Raw genomic sequence first — 26,989 nt, forward strand, 5'->3', positions numbered from 1 at the left:
GCCTATTGCTAAAGAGTTAAACAGTAGTCAAAAAAATAGAGACCGATTTCAGGAAATCGGCCTCTATTGAATAAAAAAGGCTGTCTCCAATAATGAAAATCAATATGAGACAGCCACTTTTGATTATCATTTTTCGTAAACATTCTGTGGCCAGCTGTCATTTCCAAGATTCACATCCGGAAGAAGCTTAGCAGGATCGATCACTACTGATTTCACCTTCTTGCCTGTTTTCAGCAAGTAATTCCACGTATCACCCCGCTGCCAAATCTCTACCGGCAGCATCTTAAGCTCACTTGTACCATCTTCAAAAGTCACTTCCAACTGCACTGGCATAGGCATATCCCCTTTATTGGCCAGTACAATCACGTAATTTCCAGCATAAGGAATTACAGCACTGACGCCCAAATCAATATTACCGGTGCCGTAGAACCACCCCTGCCAGAACCATGAAAGATTCTCTCCGGCTACATTTTCTATATGATTGAAGAAATCTGTAGGCTGTGGATGCTTGTAAGCCCAGGTCTTGATGTAAGATTTGAATGCATTATCAAAGCGCTCATGTCCCAAAATGTATTCTCTCAACATTAGCAAACCAAAAGCTGGCTTATTGTACGCCAACATACCCAAATTACTTACATTCACTACATCTGGATAGGTATCAATACCCTCTCTAGTCTCGCTAGTGAAGAAGTTCAAATACCTACGGGTTTCATTCAAGTTGGATGGGTATTCTCCATCATTGAATGCCAAGGTGCTGTAATGGTTGATAAATGTATTGAAGCCTTCGTCCATCCATGCGTAGCGACGCTCATTGGTGCCTACGATCATTGGGAACCAGTTGTGCCCAAATTCGTGATCAGTCACTCCCCACAGATCTTCGCCTTTGGAGTTGTAGCTACAGAAGTTCAATCCTGGATATTCCATGCCACCTATATCAGCCGCTACGTTAGTCGCAGTAGCATACGGGAATTCAAACCACATGGAAGAATAATGTTCGATGGAAGCTTTGCTATATTCAGTTGATCTTGACCACGCTTCTTCTCCATTTGATTCTTTAGGATACGCAGACTGAGCCAAAATTTTCCTCCCGCTAGGCAGGTTGATTCTCGCTGCATCCCAGATAAAGGCTTTAGAAGTCCCAAAAGCTACATCACGGCTATTTTCAATAGCGAAATGCCAAGTGACGGTTCCATCCTGCTTAGGTCTAGTCAATTCAGTATTGCCTATCTCCTCAGTGGTGATCAGCATTACCGTAGTATCGCTGTCTTTTGCTTTTGCATAGCGATTCTGAAGTTCTTTACTCAAAACTTCTTTTGGATTCAAAAGCTCCCCGGAGCCTACCACGATGTGGTCATAAGGCACGGTAACTTTGTAATCGAAATCACCATACTCAAGATAAAACTCTCCAGCGCCCAAGTAAGGCTCCACATTCCATCCTTCCACGTCGTCAAATACCGCTACTTTAGGATACCACTGTGCAAAAGCATAGATCCAGCCATCTTCGACTTTAAGTCTTCCCATTCTGTCCATTCCTTTTACCGGTACTTTGAAAGAGAAATCCATGGAAACAGTCGCTGTTCCGCCCTTGGCAGGGATAGGCTCGTTGAACCACACTTGCATTCTGGTATCAGTCACAATATGCTTTGAAGAAACAGATCCCTTAGAACCAACTTTGGCCTGCAGATTAGTTATATCAAAGCCCCCATCTGTATCTCCATTGTACCTGTTTCCCTGAATTGGTGTGGTCAAAGTACCCCGAGAATCTTCAGTAAACCTGTTTTGCTCCATCTGCATCCAGATGAAATCCAGCTTCTCAGGACTATTATTGGTATAGGTAAGCGTGACATTACCAGTAAGGGTGTGTACCTGATCATCCAAGGTCACAGCGATTTGATAATCAGCTTTGTTTTGCCAGTAGCCTACATTAGGTTTGCCAGTGGCAGATCGAGTATAGGTACCCTTTCGGTTGATAAATTCACCAAATTCTTTCTGATTATTTTCCTTTACTTCTTGAGCAAAAGAACTACTGATTCCTGCGAGCATTGCCCCCACAAAAAGCAGCATAACTATAATTTTCCTGCGCATACTATTTATTGATTTAGCCGCAAAAGTAAGAATTGCTACTTGAAGCTCTGGTATTTTTTACAGGAGAGTCTTCTCTTTAACGAATTTTTAGAAATATATCATTATTGGAAAAAGCATATTTTCAGTACACATTTGGGCTACTATTTACGATCAACCTATGAAAAAACTAGTACTAATTGTGTTCTCCGTGGCATTTACTTTATGCCTGTATGCTCAAACTGACACCACAACCCGGGATTTAGGTGAAGTTTTGATCCAAGAAAACAGGATCCAAATCCCTTTTTCTAAGCAAAGCAGAAATATTTCTCTGGTAAATAAACTCCAGCTTGAAACCACCCCAGCCAGGAGTTTAGCTGAGATTTTATCATTTGTACCGGGCGTGGATATTCGGCAAAGAGGAGTAACTGGAGTACAGTCAGATGTAAGTATCCGTGGTGGTTCGTTTGAGCAGACACTCATGCTTCTTAATGGTATTAAGCTCAGCGATCCACAGACAGGGCATCACATGATGAATATTCCAGTGCCTCTAGTCAATATCGACCGAGTAGAAGTGCTGAAAGGCCCAGCGTCAAGAGTTTTTGGCCAAAATGCCTATGCCGGTGCGATCAATGTGATTACTGAGCTGAGTGATAAAAAATACGCCAGAGTCCAAGGCTATGCCGGAGACTTTGGGATGAAAGGGATCAATTTTGCAGGATCACTACCAGTAGCTAATTTCAAGCAAAACTTGGCGATCTCTTACGATGACTCCAATGGCCATTGGTACAACTCGGACTACCAAGTCAGCAACATCTTCTACGAAGGTGGTCTAGATCTCAATGAGAAAAACGAGCTGAAAGGTATGATAGCTTACACCGACCGCAGCTTTGGTGCCAATGGTTTTTACTCCAGTGCCTTTCCAGATCAGTGGGAAAGTGTGCAGACTACACTTGCTTCCTTGAGTCATACCTTAACTCTTGAAAATTTCTACCTCAACACGAGAGGGTATTTCCGGAGAAATCAAGATGAATATGTACTCAAGAAAAATGAGCCGGAATTCTATAAAAACAATCATACTACAGACGTTTTTGCCTTAGAAGCTAACGGAAATTTTGAAACCGAACTTGGTAAAACTGGTTTTGGGTTAGAAACTAGAAAGGAAGCTATCGAAAGCACTAATCTTGGAAATCGTGAACGCGTGCTGACAGGCATCTTTTTGGAACAAATAGTCAATTTTGGGCCCAAGGTAGATTTGCGTGCCGGACTGTATTCCAACTATTATTCAGAATACGGCTGGAAGCATTTTCCCGGAGCGGAACTTGGATATCAGGCAACCTCAGATCTTAGACTTTATTCAGGCTATGGAATAAGCTACAGGATCCCAACTTACAACGATCTGTACTATCAAGGCCCTACCAATATCGGAAATGATCTACTTGAGCCAGAGCAGGCTCAGAACTTCGAGATCGGAGCAAAATTGTCTAAATCCGGATTTTTCGCAGAACTAGTCTATTTCAACAGAAGCACTGATAACCTAATCGAGTGGACTAGAACTGACGCGGACACACCTTGGCAACCGCAGAATTTCAGCGAAGTGATATTCAACGGAATTGAAGCTTCTTTGAATTACCGAGTAAGTCCGAATGGCAGAACTGTTCAAATCAAGGAATTTATGTTTTCCTATAACTACATCAATGCAGACCTTATCAATCAGTCGGGGATAGAGACTCGCTATGCATTGACCGCACTGAAAAATCAAGTGATAGGTGGAGTTCATCTAGGAATAGGCCAAAAATTTGAGTGGAACACCAAAATGAGATATGTGGAGCGGATGAAACAAGACCCTTACTTCTTGCTGGACATTAGAGCTGATTACAATAGAACTGGGAAAATCGGATTCTTTGCAGAGGCATCCAATATTACTGATGCAGATTATATAGAATCCGGCACTGTTCAAATGCCGGGACGTTGGTTTCGAGCTGGATTTATGTTGAATTTGGAGTAAACAAGAATATCCACATAAAAAGAGGCTTTCTCAATCATGAAACAGTCTCTTTTTTTGAGCAAAAAAAATCCCGAAGAGTCGGGATTAAATGTGGGAGTTGAGGGATTCGAACCCCCGACCCTTCCGATTTTATCGGAATGCTCTGAGCCAGATCTCAATTAAGGCGATAGTATTAAAAAACAAGGTTGCTCAAGTAGAAGTAACTCTTCAGCTTCTACTTTGGATTAACTCAATGATTTTCTTCTTGCTTTTCCATGACTTAACAGTTATTTCCCTCTGATATGCCGCCTTTTTGTCGATGTGTTCTTCGTGATAAACTATTTTCCAGTCCTTTGATTTAGCAGTGAAGCCACGGTGATTGGAAAGGTGTTTTCTTAACCTTTCCTCCAGTATCTCGCAGGTGTGTCCAAGGTAGAAGTTGTCCAGTTGGGTAGAGTGCAATATGTAAAAATAGCAGGCCATGAAGCAAAAAAAATCCCGAAGAGTCGGGATTAAATGTGGGAGTTGAGGGATTCGAACCCCCGACCCTTCCGATTTTATCGGAATGCTCTGAGCCAGATCTCAATTAAGGCAATAGTATTAAAAAAACAAGGTTGCTTAAGTAGAAGTAACTCTTCAGCTTCTACTTTGGATTAACTCAATGATTTTCTTCTTGCTTTTCCATGACTTAACAGTTATTTCCCTCTGATATGCCGCCTTTTTGTCGATGTGTTCTTCGTGATAAACTATTTTCCAGTCCTTTGATTTAGCAGTGAAGCCACGGTGATTGGAAAGGTGTTTTCTTAACCTTTCCTCCAGTATCTCGCAGGTGTGTCCAAGGTAGAAGTTGTCCAGTTGGGTAGAGTGCAATATGTAAAAATAGCAGGCCATGAAGCAAAAAAAATCCCGAAGAGTCGGGATTAAATGTGGGAGTTGAGGGATTCGAACCCCCGACCCTCTGCTTGTAAGGCAGATGCTCTGAACCAACTGAGCTAAACTCCCATAATGAGAATAAGTGCTTTCCTCGTTAGGAAAATAATTTGTTATGTGGGAGTTGAGGGATTCGAACCCCCGACCCTCTGCTTGTAAGGCAGATGCTCTGAACCAACTGAGCTAAACTCCCATTATGTCTCAAATGGAATGCAAAGGTAATTTCTATTTTCTTTTAACCAAATCCATTTTAATACACTACCGCTAATACATTGAAAATGAGAACAAATACTTCGAAAATATTTTCAAGCCAGATAATACGGATATCAAATATCAAACTTAATGCCCTGTGCAAGTGGAAGCTCAGCTGAGTAATTAATTGTATTTGTCTGACGACGCATGTAAGCTTTCCATGCATCAGAACCTGACTCTCTACCACCACCTGTTTCCTTTTCTCCACCGAAAGCACCGCCTATTTCTGCTCCTGACGTCCCGATATTCACGTTTGCAATGCCGCAGTCAGATCCAGCCACAGAAAGAAATGCTTCTGCTTCTCTCATATTAGTGGTCATAATCGCTGACGATAACCCCTGAGGAACGCCATTCTGAATCTCGATTGCTTCGGCTAGAGTATCGTATTTGATCAAATATAAAATCGGTGCAAAAGTCTCATGCTGCACAATCTCGAAATGATTTTCCGCTTCATAAATCGCCGGTTTTACATAGCAGCCAGATTCAAATCCTGTTCCATCAAGAACACCTCCTTCTACTACAACTTTCCCTCCTTCTTCTATTACATTTTTTGTGGCTGCCAAATACATGCTTACCGCATCTTTATCGATTACTGGCCCAACATGATTTTTCTCATCCAAAGGATTTCCTATCACTAATTTTGCATAAGCATTTGCCAATCGGGTTTTCACTTCTTCATACACACTTGTATGAATAATCAACCTTCGAGTCGAAGTACACCTTTGCCCAGCGGTGCCCACGGCTCCAAATAAGGCTCCTCTAATCGCTATATCCATATCTGCTTCAGGAGTAATAATGATTGCATTGTTACCTCCCAACTCCAATAAGGATCTACCCAATCTTCGACCAACCGCCTCGCTTACGAGTTTACCCATACGAGTAGATCCTGTTGCAGAAACTAATGGCACACGAGCATCATGAGACATCATCTCTCCCACTTTATAATCTCCTATGATCAAAGAACAGATTCCTTCAGGCATTCCATGTTTTTGAAACACTTTAGCAGCTATTTTCTGGCAAGCAATACCTGATAGAGGGGCTTTTTCGCTTGGTTTCCATATAGACACGTCTCCACATACCCAAGCCAGAGCGGCATTCCAAGACCAAACAGCAACAGGGAAATTAAAAGCAGATATAATACCGACTATTCCTAGTGGATGCCACTGCTCATACATTCTATGACCTGGCCGCTCAGAGTGCATAGTAAGTCCGTATAACTGGCGAGAAAGACCAACTGCGAAATCACAGATATCGATCATTTCCTGTACTTCGCCTAAACCTTCTTGATATGATTTTCCCATTTCATAGGAAACAAGCTTCCCTAAGTCAGGTTTCTTTTCCCTGAGTGCATTGCCGATCTCTCTCACAATTTCTCCTCGTTGCGGGGCGGGAACATTACGCCAGTGTAAAAATGCTACTTGAGCCTGCACTAGAACCTGCTCGTAGGTCTCTTTATCCGCAAATTGTACCTGAGCAATTTCTTTTCCATCGACTGGGGAAAAAGAGCCAATGGAAGACTCCTTCGAATCTATCCATTTAGAACCTGTGGACACCCCAAGATTGGAGGGCTGAATGCCCAGTTTATTCAATGATTCCTGAATACCGAATTGATCTGCCATTGTAATTGGGTTTTTTATGCATTCAAAGCTAAAATAATTATCAGGGTGCGGACACAGGATTAGGTACTAATCTTTAAAAACAATCCGGATAGGATTCACTTTATTAAACCCCTTTTTGAATTTGTGGCCAGGGTTAAACTTATACACTAGATTAATCCTGAAATTCCCCGTATTGACTGCCTGATCAAAAGCATCCCCTTTTATTAGATTCAAATTTTTATAAACATAATTGCCATTGATCGAGAAGCGCTTGCCATTATAGCCTGCAAATGCTCTGAGATAATAAGTAGGCACTACCCCCCATTTCTTGAATTCTTCTCCATTTCTCCACTTAGAATATCCTCCGCTCAAATTAGCTGATGCAGTACCCGTAACAAAGAAACCCCTTCCAAAAACCAGGGTTCCAGCCAAACCTGCATTGGGTCCTGCTTGAAAATAGCCAGCCCTATCAAAATTGCTTGCATCAAGGACTTGACTTTCCGGCAGCAACAGGGAGTCTCCTCTCATATTCCCCCCATACAGTTCAAATCCTACAAATGGAGAAAATGCTGATCGCTTTTGAGTGGCAGTTTGATTAAAAGAAGCACCTAACGAAAGCTTTTCTCCAAAAAAAAGATAATTCACATTTACGCCCATTGACACCAAGCGCATGTCTTCTCTTAGATAGTCCTCATCTGAATTCGCCAAGTCTTCCGCGAGAATCTTATATCCTCCATAAAATTGCCCGAATAAATCCACGATGACTTTGGGAGCATAAATATGCGAATTCAAATCCAAATTGAATGGCCAACTCTGCTGCTTTTCGCGGTATAAAAACCCAACTGGAAATGAAACGTTAATTGTTAATCGCTGATAACTAAACCCAACTCCCATTTTCAAGCCAGTATTTGGCCTCATTACAAATGCCCGGTCTTGGTCCGGCACGTTTAGAACCAGTCGAGTGTATTTCTGGGAAGTATAAAGCCTGAACCCAAATACTTCGTGGTTGGTTTCCACATAATTGGAATCATATGGTAACTTCTCATTCTGAGCAAAACTAGGGACGCAAAAGGCACATGTAAAACCCAGAAAAAGTAAAATCTTATTTTTGATCATTGGAACCTTGATGCAATTCGGATTCGAAGTTCACTAAAAAATCCTCAAAAAAAAACCCGGACCGTAGTCCGGATTTTCTCTGAAACAGGTTGAGTTGGAAAAATGGATTATTTTAAGAATCCGTATTTTAAAAAATCAAATATTAAGGAAAAGTTGTTTAATCACCAGTATAAAGATATGCCTTTCAATCGATTACACAAATTTTTGTCGGGATTTTCCTGCTATATCCAAACTAAAAACTTCACTTAGAATCTCCATGTGATTTGAGTAAATAAAATACCTAGCCATTTATTTGGCGTCTTCTGAGTTGATATGCAATCCATTGTCATAAAGTGATTCACATTTACCTATTTCTAAACTCTCATAGCAGTAGGTCTAATCAAAAAACCTATCTTTTTTTAAACTTGAAAATCATTTTAGATAACCACCCTTTTTTTCCACTGTTAAACTTCAATGAAATTCTATGACCACGATTCATCTTTACATAGTGGAATGTGATTGATCGAGGAATGGAAGTTATTTCTTCACCTGTAAGATGCAAAGCTATGGGCAACGTGAGCTGATCACGGTGTGAATATTCTTCCAGTAATTCCGACCACTTTTTTTCCAATATCGCCACTCCTTTAGATTTGTCTCTGATCAACACTCCTGTCTCGTATAACCCCATATCATCCGCGAACCCAACTTGTCTCGCGAACTCCAATGTAGCAGCTACATTCTGCTCCAAATCCTTCTTTTTTCTGACAATTTCCATCCCCTCTGCTACTAGCGTTGAGCGTTTAGGATGGCAGGTAGTCATAAATCCTCCTGAATAATGCTTCTTCAATAAATCAATAGGATTCCGGATTAGCTCCATATTTCCATCTATGTATATTGTTAACTCATAACTGGGGGTATATTTACAACTGTTGATCTTGATTAGCCTTTGTTGCTTGATTGGATTGGTAGATTTGCTTATTTGAAATACTTCCCAGCCCTCTACTTCTAGCCCCTCCTGATCAGTGAATAACCAGAAATCAAAGCCAGGATATTTAGGAGCCGGTTTTACATGATCATAATTATTAGTAACTATGGAATAAATAAGGCTATTGGGCATATCTGAAATTGATCATTAAAAATATACGATTTATATAGTTGAAACCAGGTTTTATAAAAGACAGTAAACATCGGGGTAAAATATTAACTTTTTCTGACTCTTGACGCAAAAATAACCCTACTTCCAACCTATACAAAACTACGGTACATGCTAAAACATAAAGTAAAGTCCGCCCTCAAAGCGCTCTGGAAGGACTTCAGATTTAATTTGAGTGCAACTGACCATCCAGTCTTTAACCTATATTACAAATACCTCTATAAGCCACAAAAGGGAAGTCTTTCAGAATTTCTATCTGCATATTCACGCTCCAAAAAAGGGGATTTCTGGGTAATCCAGATTGGAGCGAATGACGGAATCACTCATGATCCTATCCATAAATTCATCAAAAGAGATCAGTGGAAAGGGGTGCTTTTGGAACCTCAGCCAGATGTATTCCGCAACGAACTACGTAAAATATACCAGCACAATAAAGGTATAACACCTATCTGTGCCGCCATCGGAAATGAAGACGGTGTCCAAAATCTGTATAAAATCGGATTTAGCACCATGCGTTGGGCCACTGGGCTTGCCTCTTTTTCAAAAGAGAAAATAGATCAGCTATTTGTAGAAGGAATCGTACAGAAAAACTGCCAGAAGTACGGCATAGAAATTCCCTCAGATCCTGATCAACAAATAACCTCTGAAGAGGTCCAAGTCATCTGCCCCAAAACCTTATTAGAAACCTACGCTATCACTCAGATTGATCTATTACAAATAGATGCAGAAGGATATGACTTGGAAGTAATCCGGATATTTGACATCCCCAAGACCAAACCCAATGCTATAATTTTTGAAAATGAAAATCTAAATCCCAGCGACTTGGAGGAATGTTATGAACTCCTGGAATCCGAGGACTATCTCCTGAGAAAATTTGGCAGAGACACCTTGGCTTTGAAAAAAAATCTGAATCAGTTAAATGAGTTCTTCGATTAGGTGAAAAAATCTTTGGGGACACCTATATTTTGTCCATTCCCTTCCAAAATTTCAAGAAATAGTACTTCACTGGGTTGTTGTATTTGAGTTGTTTCCATGGTCTGCTGGCATGCGGCCTATGCCATACAGCCACATTCATCAGCACATGATTTTTGAAGCCTAGTTCTATTGATTTCTTTGAGATGAAGGTATCATACCAATCTTTGGCTTCATCCAATCCTATGAAATCATATGCTTTCAAAAACTCTCTGGAGAAAAGCGTACAGCAAAAACTCAAACTTCTGGAAGTATCTATCACCGACTCTTTCACTCCTTTGAATTTCAGATAAGGGAAATTCACTATGCCATTTTCATCAACTGTCACCGATCCTACTAGTCCTGATTTAGTATTTGCTATCTGAAAATCCAGCAAATCAGCAATCGTTTCCGGCTTCACCACCACATCTGATTCAATTACCAAAAGTGGCAGATCTGCTTCCTTTGCCATCTTCTGAGCCATCTGAAGCACCAGCTTGTAATTTGGTGAAGGATGATCCGTATGCTCCTCCAGATGGATTAAATCATATCCAATTTCAGACTGATTTTGCTCCAATCCTGCTTTGGTCTCTGCTGTACTGAAGTCGTTAAAAATAACATGTCTCAGTCCAACCGTTGAGCCAGCAATAGCTCTTGCAGTATCCAGGGTAGTATCTAGAGAATTTTTAACTGGTGTGATTACGATTACTTCAGCCATAGGGTAATTTTTCCCAAAAATAAGTCTTTCTGGCTAGGCAAAAAATAACCCCGACGATTGCCGGGGTTCAGAGATATTTTATTAAACTAGTTCGCCCAAAGCTTTTTTCATTCTGCCTAGTGCATCTACGAGCTCTTCATCTGAAGCTGCATAAGAGAGCCTGATACAATCCGGTGCTCCGAAAGCAGCTCCTGTCACTAGAGACACATGAGCTTCAGCCAAAAGATACAAACAAAGATCATCTGCATCTTTCACTTCATGCCCTTTGGCAGACTTGCCAAAGAAATCTGTCACGTCCGGAAAGAAATAGAATGCTCCTTCTGGCACGTGAGTTTTGATGCCTGGGATATCACGAAGTAATTCCAAGACCAAACCTCTTCTTCTTAGGTAAGCATTTGCCATTTCTGTAGTTGGAGTTTGATCTCCGGAAATACCTGCAAGGGCAGCCCTTTGAGCGATACCAGTTCCACCAGAAGTAAACTGACCCTGGATTTTCTCTACAGCTTTTGCCATCCATACCGGCGCGCAGATATAACCTACTCTCCAGCCAGTCATCGCATAGCCTTTAGAGAATCCGTTTACGGTAATTGTTCTGTCAAACATTCCTGGGAATGATCCTATGCTGTAATTTCTGCCTACAAAATTGATTTTCTCATAGATCTCATCTGCGATCACCATGATGTTTTCATGCTTTTTCACCACGTTTGCGATTGCCTCTAGCTCTTCCTTGCTAAATACTGATCCAGTAGGGTTACATGGAGACGAGTAAATAACTCCTTTGGTCTTTGGAGTGATTGCAGCTTCTAATTGCGCGGCAGTTGCTTTGAAGTTATTATCCAAAGTGCCTTGTATTAAAACAGGAACTCCACCTGCCAACTTGATGATCTCAGCATAGCTCACCCAGTAAGGAGAAAAGATCACTACTTCATCCCCTTCATTGATCATGCACATGAATACATTGGCAATAGAATGCTTGGCCCCGGTAGAAACAACGATGTTTTCAGCTTTTGCTTCAGTGATTTCGTTCTCTTCACGAAGCTTCTTTGCGATAGCTTCTCTCAGATCCTGATAACCTGCTACAGGAGGATATGAAAAGTACTTTTCTTCGTCGATTGCATCTTTTGCAGCCACTTGGATATGCTTTGGTGTTTTGAAGTCTGGCTCACCCAAACTAAGGCTGATGATATCAACTCCTTGGGATTTCAGCTCTCTTGCTTTTTTTGCCATGGCAAGAGTGGCTGATTCCTCCATATTGATTATCCGGTCTGATAAAATAGAATTCATTGTTTGAGAGATTTTTTTACAAATTCCACAAAAATAGAGAGAAGATTATAAAATCTAAACAATCGGTGGCTTTTGATCTCGAAATGTTATTTTTGGATAAAATACTCCGAAGTAAATTGCGTTTTTGTAAACAATGAGTCGATTTTATATCAGTTTTATTTTCCTGCTACTTTTGAGCCGAGTTTCTTTTGCCCAAAAAGAAGAATCAAAACCTAAATCAGACCCTGATTCCAGTGGTGTGGTGAATTCCAGATTGCTCCCCACCACTATGCCTTTACTGCTTTTTGATGACTCAAAAGAAAAGGAAGAAAAAAAGGAGAAAAAGAAGAAAGCACGCAAGAATGAATGGTTTGGGATCAAAACCCGAAAGGGCTACACTCGGCAGGAAATCCGAGGTCAGCAGATTTTTGAGCACTTCACTTACACCGACGCAACGCGTAAGCCTGATCCATATATTCGTGACGTCTATTGGTTTGATCCTCAGGAAAGAAGCATCAAAACCAAAGAATATGTAATAGGCAAAGGCTACCTGCTTCACGGCCCTTATGAGCGGGTGATCAATGAAGAAGTGGTGGAAAGCGGCATGTTTTACTACGGCACAAAGCACAAAACCTGGATGCTTTACGATTCAAAAAATGTCCTTCAGGACAAAAATCACTTTGAGGCAGGCTGGCCTAGGGAATCACGCACTCGGTATTTCGATCAGTCCACCAAAACTATCAAAGAGATCATTCCAGTTCAATATGGGTTGGAGGAAGGAAACTACTTTCACTTCTATGAGGACAAACAAGTGGCAGTAACCGGTGAATACCAATATGGAGAAAAAGTAGGCCTATGGACAGAATATTGGGACACCAATAACACCAAAGCCATCCGAAAGCGTGAGGTTCAATATCAGGAATCTGCTTACACAAAAAATTTCCGTCCATATATCCGAGCTGAATGGGATAAGGACGGAAATCTAGTTTATAGAAAAGACAATTGACACTTAATTTTCTCTGAATTTGAATTGCTGCCCACCTACTGAGGCTTCATACATCAATCCTCCTTTTGTTCTTGTGAAAACGGCTACACCCTCCACGTATTTAGCATTCAAAGAAGCACCGGAAGCTGCGGCTACTGCAGACACTTGAGCAGACATTTCTACCTTACTGTTCTTAAATCTGTCAAAAGCTTCTTTATTTTCAAAAAAGACCACTTCTGAATATGCCTGACCACCTGCCTGGAATCCAATCGTGATCTGTGTCATTTTAGCATAGCCCACTTTGCTTCCACCTTGGTAAGCAACTCCATTGCCAGCAGCTCCACCGATTCCAAGTCCCCCCTTACCTACATTTGGCAGGATAATGTAGCCATAGGATGAGCTAAAGAAATCATCCATATCTGGGTCATCTGCCAAGAATGCTGCTTTAGCGTCGATAGCATCTTCTTCGATTCTCTGGTCTTTCCTAGCATCTTGTGCGAATCCTACGATCGTAAACAAGCCAAAAAAGAAAGTTAAAATTACTTTTTGCATCATTTTTTTTTAAAAATTAAAACTGGAGTGATTTTTAGTAAAAAGCATCTTCAAAATGCCTGAAATTAATTTTGCCGCTGCGATCTCTATAAACGCCAATGATATCAAAGCGGATATCTTTATGCCAATCTTTCTCATAAATATATTGATCCGCTGCTTTGATCAGGAGCTTTCGCTTAGTCGCATCGACAAACTCCTCTGCATAGCCAAATCCAGTACCAGACCTGAATTTGACCTCTACAAAAATCAATAATCCTTTGAACTTGGTGATCAGGTCAATCTCAGCATGTCCATGACGATAGTTTGTGTCAATTAATTCATAACCTTTGCCAACTAGCCATTCTGCAGCTAGTTGCTCTGCAAGTTTTCCGGAATCGTTGTGTTCAGCCATCTTGGATATTTGTTTAATTTTGAAAAATCAATGAACGAACCAGTTGCTGGCTCAGTTGAAAAGTAACTCCCTCGGGACTATCCGATGAATGAAATTATTAATAAAAAAGTAGAATTCCGAGACCTTGGCCAGCTTGATTATCAGCAAGCTTGGGATTATCAGGAACAATTATTTGCTGATATAGTCGCTTTGAAAATCAAGAACCGAGCGTTGGCTCCCGCCGATCAATCTCCAAGTAATAATTACATCCTCTTCGTCGAGCATCCTCATGTCTATACACTGGGGAAAAGTGGCAAGGAAGAAAATTTACTGTTGGATGAAAAAGATCTTAAAAGCTACCATGCGCAGTTTTATAAAATCAACCGGGGTGGCGATATCACCTATCATGGCCCTGGCCAACTAGTAGGGTATCCAATTTTGGATCTTGACAATTTCTTCACAGACATCCACAAATACCTAAGATTACTAGAAGAAGCTATCATTTTGACTTTGGCAGATTATGGGGTAGAAGCTGGAAGAATTGATGGTCTCACAGGCGTATGGCTAGATCACATTGAGCAAACAAATCCTAGAAAAATCTGTGCAATGGGTGTGAAATCCAGCCGCTGGGTGACCATGCACGGGTTTGCCTTCAACATCAATACGGATGTAAGCTATTTTGGTCATATCATCCCCTGTGGGATAGATGACAAAGCCGTGACATCACTTCATCTAGAACTGAGTAGACCAGTGGATATGCAGGAGGTCAAGACTAAAGTAAAGCAGCATTTGATCGATTTATTTGAAATGGAGAACATAGCATCATGAAATCGAGCATGACTCAAGCGACACACAGAGGGATGATTATAACCTGCGAGATTCCATCCCGTTTCCTTCGTCACGGGACAGGTTATGACCTTTGAAAAACAATTATAACCAGATGAAAAAAGATATAGATTTCCATCCAGTCACAGGGGTAAAATTGGCGATAGCGAAAGAAGAGACCGTCGCAGGCACTGAGTGGGCCGTATATATTATCAACTTGAATTTGATTGAGTTGAAAAATATCATGATTACCTCCAAAGGCTATGGAGAAATAAACGGGATAATGAAAAAGACTTCAACACTCCGACATATGATTGGTGAACTTGGTGAGCAGGCAATAGCTAAAGTGGAATCCATTGATCCAGCCGTTTTTACTTTGAACAATGAGTTTTGGGTGAGTTATTATATTATGGATCAGATTTTTGATAAAAAGTTTATCTTTACTTCCGGCAGTTTTGATTCTGGGTTCATAAAGATGATTCTCGAAATTGGCCTAGAAGGAGTTCTCCACGCATAATTTACGCTTATGGCAGATTTTTTTGATCAACTGAATGACATTTTGTTTCTTGATATTGAGACAGCATCACTTACAGAGAAATACGAGGAACTGCCAGTGCGGATTCAGGAGGAATGGCTGAAAAAAGAACGCTTGATCCAAACTGAAGAAGTTATTCATGAACCGGGAGCATTGTATTTTGATCGAGCTGGAATTCATGCCGAATTTGGACAAGTAGTCTGCGTAGGGGTTGGATATTTTCAGTGGAAAAAGAAAGACAAAAAACTATCCTTCCGGTCGAAATGTTTTGCAAATGAGGACGAAATGGAACTTCTTTTACAATTCAAAGCTTTGCTAGAGAAGAAAAAATGGATTCTTTGCGCCCACAATGGTAAAGAATTTGATTTTCCATACCTCTGCCGCAGAATGCTCATCCAAGGAGTAGCTTTGCCAGAGCCTTTACAGATCTCAGGGAAAAAGCCCTGGGAAGTTCGCCATCTAGATACGATGGAGCTTTGGAAGTTTGGAGACTATAAACATTATACCCGATTGGAGCTTTTAGCTTCAGTTTTTGGAATTCCTACTTCTAAAGATGACCTCGACGGAAGTCAGGTCAACGCTACTTTCCATCTTGAAAAAGACGTAGAAAAAATCAAAAAATATTGTCTTAAGGATGTGGAAGTCACAGCTCGGGTATATATGGCTATGCATCCTCAGTCGGATGAGCTTGAAATAGAAATCATCCATTTAGAAGATTCAAAAAAAGATCACAAAGATTAATGGGCGCAGGGACATAAATCTTTTTACCTTAACCCTAATCAACAACCCAAAACATGGGAAGAAATTCAGACAGAAAAAAAACAAGCAAAAATAGAGGAGACCAACCAACAGATGCAGCCGGCTTGGCTCGTCGTATCCTTCAATTTTTAGATGCACATTTCGGAGAAGAATTCAACTCCAAGCAGCTTATCAAGAAACTGGAAATCCGGGACGCCCTTACCAAAGGAGGCGTAGAACCAGTACTTAGCAAACTGGTAGAAGCCGGTTCAGTTTCCCGAAATCCAAGAAATTATTATTCATCAACTCAAGATCCTGAGTTCATCGAAGGTGTTGTAGATTTTGTAAATCCACGCTTCGCATTCATTGTCCCCCTAGCCCCAGAAAAAGTCGATGGAGATATTTTGGTCAAAGACGCCGACCTCAAGCAAGCGCTTGATGGTGACAAAGTACGTGTGATGGTCTATCCGCTCAAGGGGAAAACCGGACGGGTGGAAGGAAAAGTGCTCGAAGTTGTGGAAAGAAACCGTGACGAATTTGTAGGCCGAGTGGAAATATCACCTCGCTTTGCATTTATAGTTCCAGATTTCAAAAAAATGCACAAGGACATCTTTGTACATCGCGGAGCTCTGAATGGTGCTCAGCATGGCGAAAAAGTAGTAGTCAAACTCACCGAATGGAGAGAGGGCGACAAAAATCCTACTGGCGAAGTTATTCGGGTGCTTGGCAAAGCTGGAGAGCACGAAGTAGAGATTCACTCTATCATGGCCGAATTCGGATTGCCTTTCGAGTATCCTGAGGAGCCTGAAAAAGAAGCAGAAGCAATTTCCGAGAACATCACGGCAAAAGAAATTAAGAAGAGAAAGGATTTCAGAGACATCTTAACTTTCACGATTGATCCTGCGGACGCAAAAGATTTTGATGATGCCATTTCTTACAGAAAACTCGAAAATGGAAATCATGAAATCGGTGTACACATCGCTGATGTGACTCACTATGTACAGCCAAAAACCGCTTTAGAAAAAGAAGCCTATAATCGTGCTACTTCGGTTTATTTGGTAGATCGTACCATCCCTATGCTTCCGGAGCGATTGAGTAACGGACTTTGCTCTCTTCGCCCAAACGAGGACAAACTGACTTTTGCTTGCGTATTCGAAGTCGATGATGAGGCGAATGTAAAAAAGCACTGGATAGGCAAAACTGTCATCCACTCGGACAGAAGGTATGCTTACGAAGAAGCACAGGAAAACATAGACACACAGTCTGGCGATTACTTTGAGGAATTGACTTTGCTCAATGTGATGGCCAAGAAAATCCGTCAACGAAGGTTCAAGCAGGGTGCTGTTAATTTTGAAACTGTAGAAGTTAAATTCAAACTTGACGAAAAAGGAACTCCACTTGGCTTGATAATCAAAGAGCGAAAAGACATTCATAAGCTCATTGAAGAGTTTATGCTGTTGGCTAATAAATACGTCGCAGAGTTTATTTTCAATAAGAACAAAGGAAAAGACACCTTCGTGTATCGTACACATGATTCTCCTGATATGGATCGCTTAGATACTTTCTCCGGCTTTGCGAAGCGATTTGGTCACCCTTTTGATATTGAAAACGAGCAGACTATTTCCAAGTCGCTCAATAAATTAATGGAGGACATTCAGGGTAAACCTGAGCAAAATGTACTAGAGCAGCTGGCCATTCGAAGTATGGCAAAAGCCAAATACACGACAGAGCCTAAAGGGCACTTTGGACTTGCATTCGCTCATTATTCACACTTCACTTCTCCTATCCGTCGATATCCGGATATGATGGTTCATCGACTACTTGAGCTTTATCTAGACGGCGGAAAATCTCCAGACGCAGAAGCATGGGAGCAAAAATGTGTGCATTCCTCAGAGCGTGAAAAACGCGCTGCGGATGCAGAAAGAGCTTCCATCAAATACAAGCAAGTAGAATTCATGTCTCTTGCAGAAGACAAAGATTATGAAGGAATTGTAGCTGGAATTACTGAATGGGGTGTCTTTGTGGAGATCACAGAAACAAAGTGTGAAGGTATGATTCGTGTCCAGGATATGGATGACGATTACTACGATTTCGATCAGAAAAACATGCGTTTAGTCGGATCGAAAACAAAAAAAATGATCACGTTGGGAGACAAAGTGAAGGTCAGAGTAGTTAATACAGATATTGACCGAAGAACAATAGATTTGGAATTTGCAGATAATGACAGAAAAAAGCCACGCGCACGAGTTATTAGGTAAACTGGAAACATTCATCCAGAACCTCCCGAGTGCCATCGGATTAGAAAAATCACCCCGAGAACTTTATGACCCTATTACCTATATTTTGAGCCTGGACGGAAAAAGAATCCGTCCTTTGCTTAGTTTATTGGCATATGGAATTTACAAGCCAAACCCAGAAGAAATCCTAAGTCAGGCAGCAGCTGTGGAGGTATTTCACAATTTCACTCTAATGCATGACGACATCATGGATGATGCCCCACTCAGAAGGGGAAAAAAATCTGTCCATGTGAAATGGAACAAGAACGTAGCAATTCTTTCTGGTGATGTAATGCTAGTAAAAGTCTATGATTTGCTTTTACCAACTGAAGCTGAAAAACTTGGAGAGATCATCTGCTTGTTCAACAAAACAGCATCTGAAGTGTGCGAAGGACAACAATTCGATATGAATTTTGAGTCTTTAGAATCTGTCCATGAGGACGAATACCTTACCATGATCCGTTTGAAGACTGCAGTATTACTGGGATTCGCTTTACAACTTGGTGCTTTGCTTGCCGGAGCCGAAAAGAGCGATGCACAGAAGCTCTATGATTTCGGTATGAACATCGGTGTTGGTTTTCAACTGAAGGATGACTTACTCGATGTCTTTGCTGATCAGGCAAAATTTGGCAAGCAGGTTGGCGGTGATATCATTTCAAATAAAAAGACTTTTCTCTTGATAAAGGCATTAGAACTGGCCAAAGGTGAAGATGCCGTAGAGCTTAACTATTGGCTCTCCCAAGGTGAATTCGACAAAGAAGAAAAAGTGAAAGCTGTTCGTGGGATTTATGATAAGCTAGGAATTAAAGCGATTACAGAAGCAAAAATGAACTCCTATTTCGAAGCGGGATTTGCTCAATACGATGCAATCCATTTTAAAAATGAAGACTATTTCCTTGAACTTAAGAAAATAACTCAGGACCTAATACACAGAGAGAAATAATAAATGACCTTATCAATAACAATTGTCCTGATTATAATCACAGCAATTAGCAGTTACTATGGAATCAATAATGCCGCATTTATGGAACGCTGCATGTTCATTCCTTATAAAATCAAACGAAATGGGCAGTGGGATCGATTCATCACTTCCGGATTTATCCACAAAGACTACATCCACCTTTTCTTCAATATGTTCACCTTCTACTTCTTTGGAGGTGTGGTAGAGCAAGTGCTTGCTTACAAGTTCGGAGTAGTGATAGGAGGCGCAGTGTATGTGCTTTTCTATCTTTTAGGCATTATCATTTCAGATATTCCTACTTACCTTAAAAATCAGGATAATAGCTACTATAGAGCATTAGGAGCTTCAGGAGGAACTGCGGCCACAGTCTTTGCCAGTATTATTATTCGGCCTCTTTCGGATATCTGCTTATTTGGGATACTTTGCTTACCTGGATTTATTTTGGGTGTACTGTTTCTTCTTTACTCTTATTTCAAAGGGAAAAATCAAGATGATGCTATCAATCATGACGCGCATCTATATGGAGCGATTTTCGGGATTGTATTTATTCTCATTATTGCACCAGAAAGTGCCACCACATTTATAGATCAAGTAGTGAGCTATAGACCTTTTTAAAAAATACATTGCAAACAAAGCCTGTCTGATATTTTATTAGTCGGGCTTTTTTGTTGAAGCCAATTTTTACTATTGAGCTCGGTATTGTTTGTCTAAGGGCAAGAGTCGTGTTTCGCAGAATATGGACGACTTAAGTGAAAAAACACCATTTCAGATATCGAGGACTTTCAAACATCTAAGTAAATGATAAACCTAAGTGCTGCACTCTGTGCGCACTTAGGTTAATTCTCAATTAAAAATCCAGACAATAAAAAAGCTCCTTCGGATGAAGGAGCTTTCAAAATTGGTTGGTTGCTTAAATTAAGCTTCTGCCGGCAATACGCTTACGTATGANTTAAAAATCCAGACAATAAAAAAGCTCCTTCGGATGAAGGAGCTTTCAAAATTGGTTGGTTGCTTAAATTAAGCTTCTGCCGGCAATACGCTTACGTATGATCTGCCATCATATTTCTTTCTGAAGGTAACAACACCGTCAGATATTGCGAACAACGTATGATCTTTACCAAGTCCTACGTTCTCACCTGGGTGATGCTTAGTACCTCTTTGTCTTACGATGATATTACCGGCGATTACTACTTCGCCACCAAATTTCTTCACGCCCAATCTCTTGGACTGAGAGTCTCTACCGTTTCTGGAACTACCGACGCCTTTCTTATGTGCCATGGTTTTATTCTTTTATCGTTTTCTAAGAGAAAACTTAGATTGTAATACTTTCTATCAAAACTTTGGTGAAATCTTGTCTGTGACCGTTCTTCTTTTTGTAGCCCTTACGGCGCTTCTTCTTGAAGACGATGACTTTATCACCTTTTACGTGATCTAGGACCTTCCCAGATACCTTCGCTCCTGCTAATAGGGGAGCGCCTACGGACACAGATCCATCAGCTTCAGCTAATAGTACCTGGTCGAATTCGATGGAAGCGCCAGTTTCTAAGTCTAGCTTTGGAGCATAGACAAACTGATCTTTCGTTACTTTGAACTGCTTTCCTGCGATGTTTACAATTGCGTACATAGTTCTTGATTCTTTTGAAATCGGAGTGCAAATATAGGAAAGTTGAATGGAAGAAAAAAACAGGCGTCAGAAATATTATTTCTGTGTTAAAACCCAACGTTGCAGTTGGTATTTCTGGTCTGAAAATCTCCTTAATAATACCCAAACAAAAGACAATTTAATTCAGTAATCATTTGAAATATTTGAACTGGTTTCTATGGAAGATACTGATGCTCAAATTATTGAAAAGCAAAATTATTTATGTGAAATACTTGACTTTTATTCAAATTTGGTCTTGAATTTTGGTTGAAAATATTTTTTGGAATTATTTGATTTTTTCTCAAACCCCTAAAATCAGCCCACTCAATTAATTTAAAAGTATACTCAATCAGGTATAACTAATTGATTTAATGAATAGTATACAACTTATGACTTTTGTTCAAAAACTACATTAAACTGACACTTGACAGGTTTTATTTCCCGATTTTGATTTACATATTTGTTCAAAGGCTGTTCTGAAAAGGCAGCTTTTCTTATCCCAGGACTAAATAAAATTTATTTAAGGACAAATTCATTACGATTAAAAAATAACCAAGTAGCAATGCAGAACGAACCAATACTAGAAGAGAATAAGAATCGCTTTGTTTTATTCCCAATCCAGCACAATGACATTTGGCAATACTATAAGAAAGCAGAAGCAAGCTTTTGGACTGCCGAAGAGATTGATTTAGGTCAAGATATGGTGGATTGGAAAGCACTTAATGATGGGGAGCGCCATTTCATTTCTCATGTTTTAGCATTTTTTGCAGCAAGTGACGGAATTGTAAATGAAAATTTGGCTGAGCACTTCGTCTCTGAGGTTCAATATACTGAGGCAAAATTCTTCTATGGCTTCCAGATCGCCATGGAAAATATCCATTCGGAAACCTACAGCCTTCTCATTGATACCTACATTAAGGATCCCGTGGAGCGTGATAAACTACTACACGCCATCGAGCATATAGATTGTGTGAAGAAAAAGGCAGATTGGGCTTTGAGGTGGATTGATAATGGAAACTTCCAAGAGCGTTTAATTGCTTTTGCCGCAGTAGAAGGAATCTTCTTCTCCGGTTCTTTCTGTTCGATTTTCTGGCTTAAGAAAAGAGGTTTGATGCCAGGTCTCACCTTCTCCAATGAGTTAATTTCTCGTGACGAAGGATTGCACTGTGACTTTGCATGTCATCTTTATACTCAGCATCTGAACAATCAATTGCCAAAAGAAACGGTACGAGAGATCATACGTGATGCCGTAGAAATCGAAAAAGAATTTGTAACGGATGCGCTTCCGGTTAGACTTATTGGAATGAATTCTGACCTGATGTGCCAGTACATTGAATTTGTAGCAGATAGACTGCTAGACGAGCTAGAGTGCGATAAAATATGGAATAGTACGAATCCATTTGATTTCATGGACATGATTTCGCTTCAGGGGAAGACCAATTTCTTCGAGAAAAGAGTTGGTGACTACCAAAAAGCGGGAGTTATGAAGACTACAGATGGCGCTGACGATTCTCCTAGATTCTCCATTGGTGAAGACTTTTAATTAACCCAAACTTTTCCATCAACCTAAAAACCCCAAATAAATGCTAGTATTAAAAAGAGACGGAAGGCGAGAGTCAGTACGATTCGACAAAATCACAACAAGAATAGAGAACCTCTGCTACGAGTTGGACCCTACATTCATCCAGCCAATTGATGTTGCCAAGAAGGTAATTGATGGCTTGTATGATGGTGTATCCACTACAGAGCTCGACAACTTAGCAGCTGAAGTCTGCGCATCTCTTACTGTGAAGCACCCGGACTATGCAATCTTGGCAGCGAGGATAGCTATCTCTAACCTTCATAAAACTACTAGCCAGTCTTTTTCAAATACCATGAAAAGACTATATACACATGTGAATCCAAAGACTGATGAAAACGCGGCCTTGCTGGATCCAGAAGTATATGGAATTATAAAAAACCATGCAGCAAAACTAGATGCTGCGATTGATTACAAAAGGGATTTTGGGTATGATTATTTTGGATTCAAAACTTTGGAGAGAAGTTATTTGATCCGGTTGAATGGAAAAGTAGTAGAACGTCCTCAGCACATGTTGATGAGAGTGGCAGTTGGGATCCATAAAGAGGACATGGAGTCAGTGATTGAAACGTACAACTTACTTTCCGAGAAGTGGTTTACCCACGCTACTCCTACCCTTTTCAATGCCGGCACTCCTAAGCCTCAGCTTTCCTCTTGCTTCCTACTTACCATGAAGGATGATAGTATTGACGGGATCTATGACACATTGAAGCAATGCGCGAAGATCTCCCAGTCTGCTGGAGGTATAGGTTTGTCTATTCACCACGTAAGAGCCAAAGGCTCCTACATAAAGGGTACGAACGGAGTTTCCAATGGTATTGTACCAATGCTTAGAAACTTTGACATGACGGCCCGCTATGTGGATCAAGGCGGTGGAAAAAGGAAAGGTAGTTTTGCTATCTACTTAGAACCTTGGCATGCAGATATCAAGGATTTCTTGGAACTAAAAAGAAATCACGGTAAGGAAGAAATGAGAGCTAGAGATTTATTCTATGCACTTTGGATTCCAGATCTATTCATGAAGCGTGTGGAGCAAAACCTAGAGTGGTCGCTATTCTGTCCGCTCGAAGCCCCCGGGCTTTCTGATTGCCACGGAGAGGAATTCGAGAGACTATATGAAAAATACGAGAGAGAAGGCAAAGCTCGAGAGACGATCAAAGCACAAGAGCTTTGGTTTGAAGTACTAGAATCTCAAATCGAGACCGGTACGCCATATATGCTTTATAAAGATGCTGCGAATAGCAAGTCTAACCAGAAGAATCTGGGAACAATCAAGTCTTCTAACCTTTGTACTGAGATCATAGAGTACACTGCGCCTGACGAAGTAGCTGTTTGCAACTTGGCTTCTATTGCTCTACCAAAATTTGTAACTGCTGGTCCTGATGGAAAACTGTTCTTCGACCATCAAAAACTATATGAAATCACTAAAGTAGCGACCAAGAACCTGAACAAGGTGATTGATGTAAACTACTATCCTGTAGAAGAAGCTAGAAGATCAAACTTCCGACACCGTCCGATTGGTCTGGGTATTCAGGGACTCGCAGATGCATTTATATTGCTTCGCATGCCATTTGATTCTCCAGAGGCAAAAGGCTTGAATGAAGACATATTCGAAACCATGTACTTTGCAGCTGTGGAGACTTCCATGGAACTTGCCAAAGTTCAAGGTACCTACGAAACCTACGAAGGTTCTCCAGCATCTAAGGGAGAGTTGCAGTTTGATCTTTGGGGGGTCACGCCAAAGTCTGGCAGATGGAATTGGTCTGCTGTGAAAGAAAAAATCAAGAAGTACGGAATGAGAAACTCGCTTCTGATGGCTCCTATGCCTACTGCCTCTACTTCTCAAATCTTGGGCAACAATGAGTGTTTTGAACCTTACACTTCAAATATCTACTCCAGAAGAACATTATCAGGTGAGTTCATCATTGTGAATAAGCATTTGATGAAAGACTTGATTGCTCTTGGCCTTTGGGATGATACTATGAGAAATAGATTGATCTCCACCAATGGTTCAGTACAAAATGTACCTGGTATCCCTCAGCACATCAAAGACATCTACAAGACTGTTTGGGAGATTTCTCAGAAGGTAATCATCGATATGTCTGCCGATCGTGGAGCCTACATCTGTCAGTCGCAAAGCATGAACATATTTATGCAGGACCCTAACTTTGGGAAATTAACCTCTATGCATTTCTATGCTTGGAAAAAAGGACTGAAAACTGGGATGTACTACTTGAGATCTCAAGCAGCTACAGCAGCTATTAAATTCACTTTGGACAAAACTGGATTTGAACCAAATGTAGAAAAAGCTCAACAAGAAATAGTTGAAGTAAAATCACAAAAACAAGAGGCCATTACATGTTCTTTGGATGATCCGGAAGGATGTGAAATGTGCGGAAGCTAAAAATTTAGAGTTCGTTAAATGGGAAAAAGCGTTTGAATATTTCAGACGCTTTTTTTATATCCTACCCAAATACAATAACAAAAATCAAGACCCAACAAGAAATCAAAGACAAGCTTGAAAACTTAACAGGACAAAGTTCACGTGTATTTGGAACTACGATTACTCATCCCAAGCCCCTCCTGATTAAAAGCAAAAGTGTCAATCATTTTCAGGACACCTCAGCTCCCGCAACAGATAGTGTCATAGAAATGCGCGGCGGAAATTGGGATTTTGCAGGAAGGAAATATGAAGATCAGCCCTGCAAGCAGGAGGAGGTTTATCATGATCCAACAATCACTACCTTTTGAAGGAATAGTAAAGTGGCTTCCTTTACTGATTTTCAAATGGACTTACATGCGTGTAACATCTGATTTCTTTATGTAAGCACTTTTGTCCTTCCAATCAACTTCGTACCAAATATCCTTACTGGACTTGATATGCACTCGATGTCCGGGTTCTACCCTATCTATCAACTCACCACCAGCAGATGGCTTGCTTACAATAAATGTAGGACTACTGGTAATAAGTCCTGTGCGGGGGGCACTCAGGAAATTGTTGGCCAGGAATATTAAGATGATAAGTAGGATAGTTGGCCAGAAAGCTTGGGTCTTTTCTGATTTTCGGCCAGTAATCCAACTTGTAACAATCGAAAGCACCAAGAAAAATGATAAAACTCCAGCAATATAAGTTTGGTATTCAGTAAGAAAGATAAGAAAGCGTTGCCCATCACTCACTTCATAACCTACAAGGGAACTCTGACCAGTCAGACTTTTAATCTTAGTTATAGCTAGTGAATTAGGTTCTAGGTCGTAGTATTTACTCAGATAAAGCGTAGCTCGTTCATTGTCCCCAATACCTTCGGTAATGAAGGCCATTTTCAGTAGCATTGCCGGTGAATATATCCCGGATTGATAGCTAGAATCATAGATTTGCAGTGCTTCCTTGTAGCTTCTGGTATTAAACAAAGAATCTGCTTTTTTTAGATCAATTACATCTGCTTGACAATGAATACTTTGAAGAGATATCGATAAAAATATCAAAAGTTTTGTGAGAAAGATTGATTTCACGTTTGGCATTTAAAATTTGTCCCCTTATTTTTGCAGTCCAATTACGGCAATGATCTGGCAAAAAGCAAGGCTAGGGAGTCAGTTTGAAAGGATTTAAGCCACAATTAAGTGGTTAAATTTTCTGAAAATTTTCAGAGTATTATGACTCCGTAGCTCAGCTGGTAGCGCATCCCTATTTTGATCGGGAAGGTTCTGGTTTCGAGTTGGAGAAAAGAATAAGATAGGGAATAAAGATTTTCTATTACAATAAATGATTCCTTAGCTCAGCTGGTAGAGCAATACACTTTTAATGTATGGGTCCTGGGTTCGAGCCCCAGAGGGATCACTTGGTAAGATAACAAAAGGGAAAGGACAAGAAGCCTGTCCCGATAAGACAAAGCGAAACAAGTCGATATCGAAAAACCTGAGAGGAATCACTGGATAGCGTCAATGTTGATTTGGCAAAATCACAAAAATTAACTTACAAGGAGTTAAAAAGAAAGTTTCGGGGTGTAGCGTAGCCCGGTATCGCGCCTCGTTTGGGACGAGGAGGTCGTAGGTTCGAATCCTGCCACCCCGACTTTATTATTTTTGTTTTGTCACAAGTCTTTAGATTTTCTGACATTACTTATCCGGTCCTGTAGCTCAACCGGATAGAGCAACTGCCTTCTAAGCAGTAGGTTTCAGGTTCGAGTCCTGACAGGATCACTTCTTAAAAGCGGAATTTCGTTCCGCTTTTTATTTTAATATTAATTACCGATTCCTTAGCTCAGCTGGTAGAGCAATACACTTTTAATGTATGGGTCCTGGGTTCGAGCCCCAGAGGGATCACATGAAAGCAGTCCAAGCGGGCTGCTTTTCTTATTTTTATGCCTATCCTTACTCAGATGGCGACAATGTATATTTTGTATTCTGAAAAACTTGCCAAGTATTATGTAGGCGCATGCACTGATCTTGACCGCAGAATATATGAACATAACATTGGTCACTCCACATTCACCTCCACAGGAATCCCTTGGACCCTTGTTT

General features: G+C 40.6%; 26 protein-coding genes and 6 tRNA genes. 17 read left to right on the forward strand and 15 right to left on the reverse strand.

The genetic code is table 11. The features are described 5' to 3' along the window. Positions 1-126: 126 nt before the first annotated feature. Complete coding sequence (locus U3A58_RS20300; RefSeq protein WP_323826233.1) at positions 127-2,085, reverse strand: M1 family metallopeptidase; 1,959 nt, start codon at positions 2,083-2,085, stop codon at positions 127-129. Positions 2,086-2,242: 157 nt separating this feature from the next. Between U3A58_RS20300 and U3A58_RS20305 the strand changes: the two genes are divergently transcribed. Beyond that, positions 2,243-4,069, forward strand: coding sequence for a TonB-dependent receptor plug domain-containing protein (locus tag U3A58_RS20305; RefSeq protein WP_323826234.1), 1,827 nt, complete (start codon positions 2,243-2,245; stop codon positions 4,067-4,069). A 207-nt stretch (positions 4,070-4,276) separates the two neighbouring features. On the opposite strand, the gene U3A58_RS20310 is transcribed toward U3A58_RS20305, so the two are convergent. The 7 genes from U3A58_RS20310 to U3A58_RS20340 form a co-directional block, all read right to left on the reverse strand. Continuing rightward, positions 4,277-4,531: a GIY-YIG nuclease family protein gene (locus U3A58_RS20310; protein WP_323826235.1), complete on the reverse strand. Its 255-nt coding sequence runs from the start codon at positions 4,529-4,531 to the stop codon at positions 4,277-4,279. A 153-nt stretch (positions 4,532-4,684) separates the two neighbouring features. Further along, positions 4,685-4,939: a GIY-YIG nuclease family protein gene (locus U3A58_RS20315; protein WP_323826235.1), complete on the reverse strand. Its 255-nt coding sequence runs from the start codon at positions 4,937-4,939 to the stop codon at positions 4,685-4,687. 36 nt (positions 4,940-4,975) lie between these two features. Further along, positions 4,976-5,050 (reverse strand) — tRNA-Val (locus U3A58_RS20320). A 46-nt stretch (positions 5,051-5,096) separates the two neighbouring features. Then, positions 5,097-5,171, reverse strand: a tRNA-Val gene (locus U3A58_RS20325). 133 nt (positions 5,172-5,304) lie between these two features. Next, entirely contained in the window at positions 5,305-6,849 is a 1,545-nt protein-coding gene (gene amaB, locus U3A58_RS20330; protein WP_323826236.1) for an L-piperidine-6-carboxylate dehydrogenase, read from the reverse strand. A 66-nt stretch (positions 6,850-6,915) separates the two neighbouring features. Further along, positions 6,916-7,944 (reverse strand): DUF4421 domain-containing protein, encoded by a 1,029-nt coding sequence (locus U3A58_RS20335; protein ID WP_323826237.1) that lies wholly within the window; start codon positions 7,942-7,944, stop codon positions 6,916-6,918. A gap of 388 nt (positions 7,945-8,332) precedes the next feature. Then, positions 8,333-9,040 carry a glycosyltransferase domain-containing protein gene (locus U3A58_RS20340; protein ID WP_323826238.1) on the reverse strand — a complete coding sequence of 236 codons (708 nt, stop codon included), beginning with the start codon at positions 9,038-9,040 and terminating at the stop codon, positions 8,333-8,335. Positions 9,041-9,187: 147 nt separating this feature from the next. Between U3A58_RS20340 and U3A58_RS20345 the strand changes: the two genes are divergently transcribed. Beyond that, entirely contained in the window at positions 9,188-10,012 is an 825-nt protein-coding gene (locus tag U3A58_RS20345; protein WP_323826239.1) for an FkbM family methyltransferase, read from the forward strand. 22 nt (positions 10,013-10,034) lie between these two features. Here U3A58_RS20345 and U3A58_RS20350 read toward each other — a convergent pair whose 3' ends face one another. Both U3A58_RS20350 and U3A58_RS20355 read right to left on the reverse strand, forming a co-directional pair. Continuing rightward, the gene (locus tag U3A58_RS20350) at positions 10,035-10,745 is read right to left on the reverse strand and encodes a glycosyltransferase family 2 protein (RefSeq protein WP_323826240.1); all 711 of its coding nucleotides are present in this window, start codon (positions 10,743-10,745) and stop codon (positions 10,035-10,037) included. A gap of 81 nt (positions 10,746-10,826) precedes the next feature. Next, positions 10,827-12,029, reverse strand: coding sequence for a pyridoxal phosphate-dependent aminotransferase (locus tag U3A58_RS20355; RefSeq protein ID WP_323826241.1), 1,203 nt, complete (start codon positions 12,027-12,029; stop codon positions 10,827-10,829). A 133-nt stretch (positions 12,030-12,162) separates the two neighbouring features. On the opposite strand from U3A58_RS20355, the gene U3A58_RS20360 reads away from it, so the two are divergent. Further along, on the forward strand, positions 12,163-13,014 hold the full coding sequence (locus U3A58_RS20360) for a toxin-antitoxin system YwqK family antitoxin (RefSeq protein ID WP_323826242.1): 852 nt from the start codon (positions 12,163-12,165) through the stop codon (positions 13,012-13,014). 3 nt (positions 13,015-13,017) lie between these two features. On the opposite strand, the gene U3A58_RS20365 is transcribed toward U3A58_RS20360, so the two are convergent. Together U3A58_RS20365 and U3A58_RS20370 are read right to left on the reverse strand one after the other, a co-directional pair. Continuing rightward, positions 13,018-13,548 carry a YSC84-related protein gene (locus U3A58_RS20365; protein WP_323826243.1) on the reverse strand — a complete coding sequence of 177 codons (531 nt, stop codon included), beginning with the start codon at positions 13,546-13,548 and terminating at the stop codon, positions 13,018-13,020. A gap of 31 nt (positions 13,549-13,579) precedes the next feature. After that, complete coding sequence (locus U3A58_RS20370) at positions 13,580-13,936, reverse strand: YraN family protein (RefSeq protein WP_323826244.1); 357 nt, start codon at positions 13,934-13,936, stop codon at positions 13,580-13,582. 84 nt (positions 13,937-14,020) lie between these two features. On the opposite strand from U3A58_RS20370, the gene lipB reads away from it, so the two are divergent. The 6 genes from lipB (at position 14,021) to U3A58_RS20400 (ending at position 19,865) form a co-directional block, all read left to right on the forward strand. Further along, complete coding sequence (lipB, locus tag U3A58_RS20375; protein ID WP_323826245.1) at positions 14,021-14,743, forward strand: lipoyl(octanoyl) transferase LipB; 723 nt, start codon at positions 14,021-14,023, stop codon at positions 14,741-14,743. A 112-nt stretch (positions 14,744-14,855) separates the two neighbouring features. Beyond that, complete coding sequence (locus U3A58_RS20380; RefSeq protein ID WP_323826246.1) at positions 14,856-15,257, forward strand: hypothetical protein; 402 nt, start codon at positions 14,856-14,858, stop codon at positions 15,255-15,257. A 9-nt stretch (positions 15,258-15,266) separates the two neighbouring features. Then, positions 15,267-16,016, forward strand: coding sequence for a 3'-5' exonuclease (locus U3A58_RS20385; protein WP_323826247.1), 750 nt, complete (start codon positions 15,267-15,269; stop codon positions 16,014-16,016). A 53-nt stretch (positions 16,017-16,069) separates the two neighbouring features. Next, the gene (gene rnr / locus U3A58_RS20390) at positions 16,070-18,271 is read left to right on the forward strand and encodes a ribonuclease R (RefSeq protein WP_323826248.1); all 2,202 of its coding nucleotides are present in this window, start codon (positions 16,070-16,072) and stop codon (positions 18,269-18,271) included. Then, positions 18,234-19,232 carry a polyprenyl synthetase family protein gene (locus U3A58_RS20395; protein ID WP_323826249.1) on the forward strand — a complete coding sequence of 333 codons (999 nt, stop codon included), beginning with the start codon at positions 18,234-18,236 and terminating at the stop codon, positions 19,230-19,232. The genes rnr and U3A58_RS20395 overlap by 38 nt, the downstream gene beginning before the upstream one ends. A gap of 3 nt (positions 19,233-19,235) precedes the next feature. Next, positions 19,236-19,865, forward strand: coding sequence for a rhomboid family intramembrane serine protease (locus U3A58_RS20400; RefSeq protein ID WP_323826250.1), 630 nt, complete (start codon positions 19,236-19,238; stop codon positions 19,863-19,865). Positions 19,866-20,267: 402 nt separating this feature from the next. On the opposite strand, the gene rpmA is transcribed toward U3A58_RS20400, so the two are convergent. Further along, a complete protein-coding gene (gene rpmA, locus U3A58_RS20405; RefSeq protein WP_323826251.1) occupies positions 20,268-20,528 on the reverse strand; it encodes a 50S ribosomal protein L27 in 261 nt (86 codons plus the stop codon). A 34-nt stretch (positions 20,529-20,562) separates the two neighbouring features. Continuing rightward, the gene (gene rplU, locus U3A58_RS20410; protein ID WP_323826252.1) at positions 20,563-20,874 is read right to left on the reverse strand and encodes a 50S ribosomal protein L21; all 312 of its coding nucleotides are present in this window, start codon (positions 20,872-20,874) and stop codon (positions 20,563-20,565) included. 580 nt (positions 20,875-21,454) lie between these two features. On the opposite strand from rplU, the gene U3A58_RS20415 reads away from it, so the two are divergent. From U3A58_RS20415 to U3A58_RS20425, 3 genes are read left to right on the forward strand one after another with little or no spacing between them, the layout of a single operon-like run. Next, a complete protein-coding gene (locus U3A58_RS20415) occupies positions 21,455-22,435 on the forward strand; it encodes a ribonucleoside-diphosphate reductase small subunit (RefSeq protein WP_323826253.1) in 981 nt (326 codons plus the stop codon). A 40-nt stretch (positions 22,436-22,475) separates the two neighbouring features. Beyond that, on the forward strand, positions 22,476-24,875 hold the full coding sequence (locus U3A58_RS20420; protein WP_323826254.1) for a ribonucleoside-diphosphate reductase subunit alpha: 2,400 nt from the start codon (positions 22,476-22,478) through the stop codon (positions 24,873-24,875). A 32-nt stretch (positions 24,876-24,907) separates the two neighbouring features. Continuing rightward, the gene (locus U3A58_RS20425; protein ID WP_323826255.1) at positions 24,908-25,222 is read left to right on the forward strand and encodes a hypothetical protein; all 315 of its coding nucleotides are present in this window, start codon (positions 24,908-24,910) and stop codon (positions 25,220-25,222) included. A 42-nt stretch (positions 25,223-25,264) separates the two neighbouring features. Here U3A58_RS20425 and U3A58_RS20430 read toward each other — a convergent pair whose 3' ends face one another. Further along, positions 25,265-25,990 (reverse strand): SH3 domain-containing protein, encoded by a 726-nt coding sequence (locus U3A58_RS20430; protein WP_323826256.1) that lies wholly within the window; start codon positions 25,988-25,990, stop codon positions 25,265-25,267. Positions 25,991-26,233: 243 nt separating this feature from the next. Between U3A58_RS20430 and U3A58_RS20435 the strand changes: the two genes are divergently transcribed. The 5 genes from U3A58_RS20435 to U3A58_RS21895 all read left to right on the forward strand — a co-directional run. Further along, positions 26,234-26,306, forward strand: a tRNA-Lys gene (locus U3A58_RS20435). 160 nt (positions 26,307-26,466) lie between these two features. After that, positions 26,467-26,540: transfer RNA gene (locus U3A58_RS20440), tRNA-Pro, on the forward strand. Positions 26,541-26,594: 54 nt separating this feature from the next. Further along, positions 26,595-26,668, forward strand: a tRNA-Arg gene (locus U3A58_RS20445). Between the two features lie 50 nt (positions 26,669-26,718). Then, positions 26,719-26,791, forward strand: a tRNA-Lys gene (locus tag U3A58_RS20450). A 65-nt stretch (positions 26,792-26,856) separates the two neighbouring features. Next, the coding region (locus U3A58_RS21895) for a GIY-YIG nuclease family protein (protein ID WP_416377319.1) at positions 26,857-26,989 on the forward strand (133 nt) is incomplete at its 3' end.

This window comes from Algoriphagus persicinus, from assembly GCF_035156415.1.
Taxonomy (GTDB): domain Bacteria; phylum Bacteroidota; class Bacteroidia; order Cytophagales; family Cyclobacteriaceae; genus Algoriphagus; species Algoriphagus persicinus.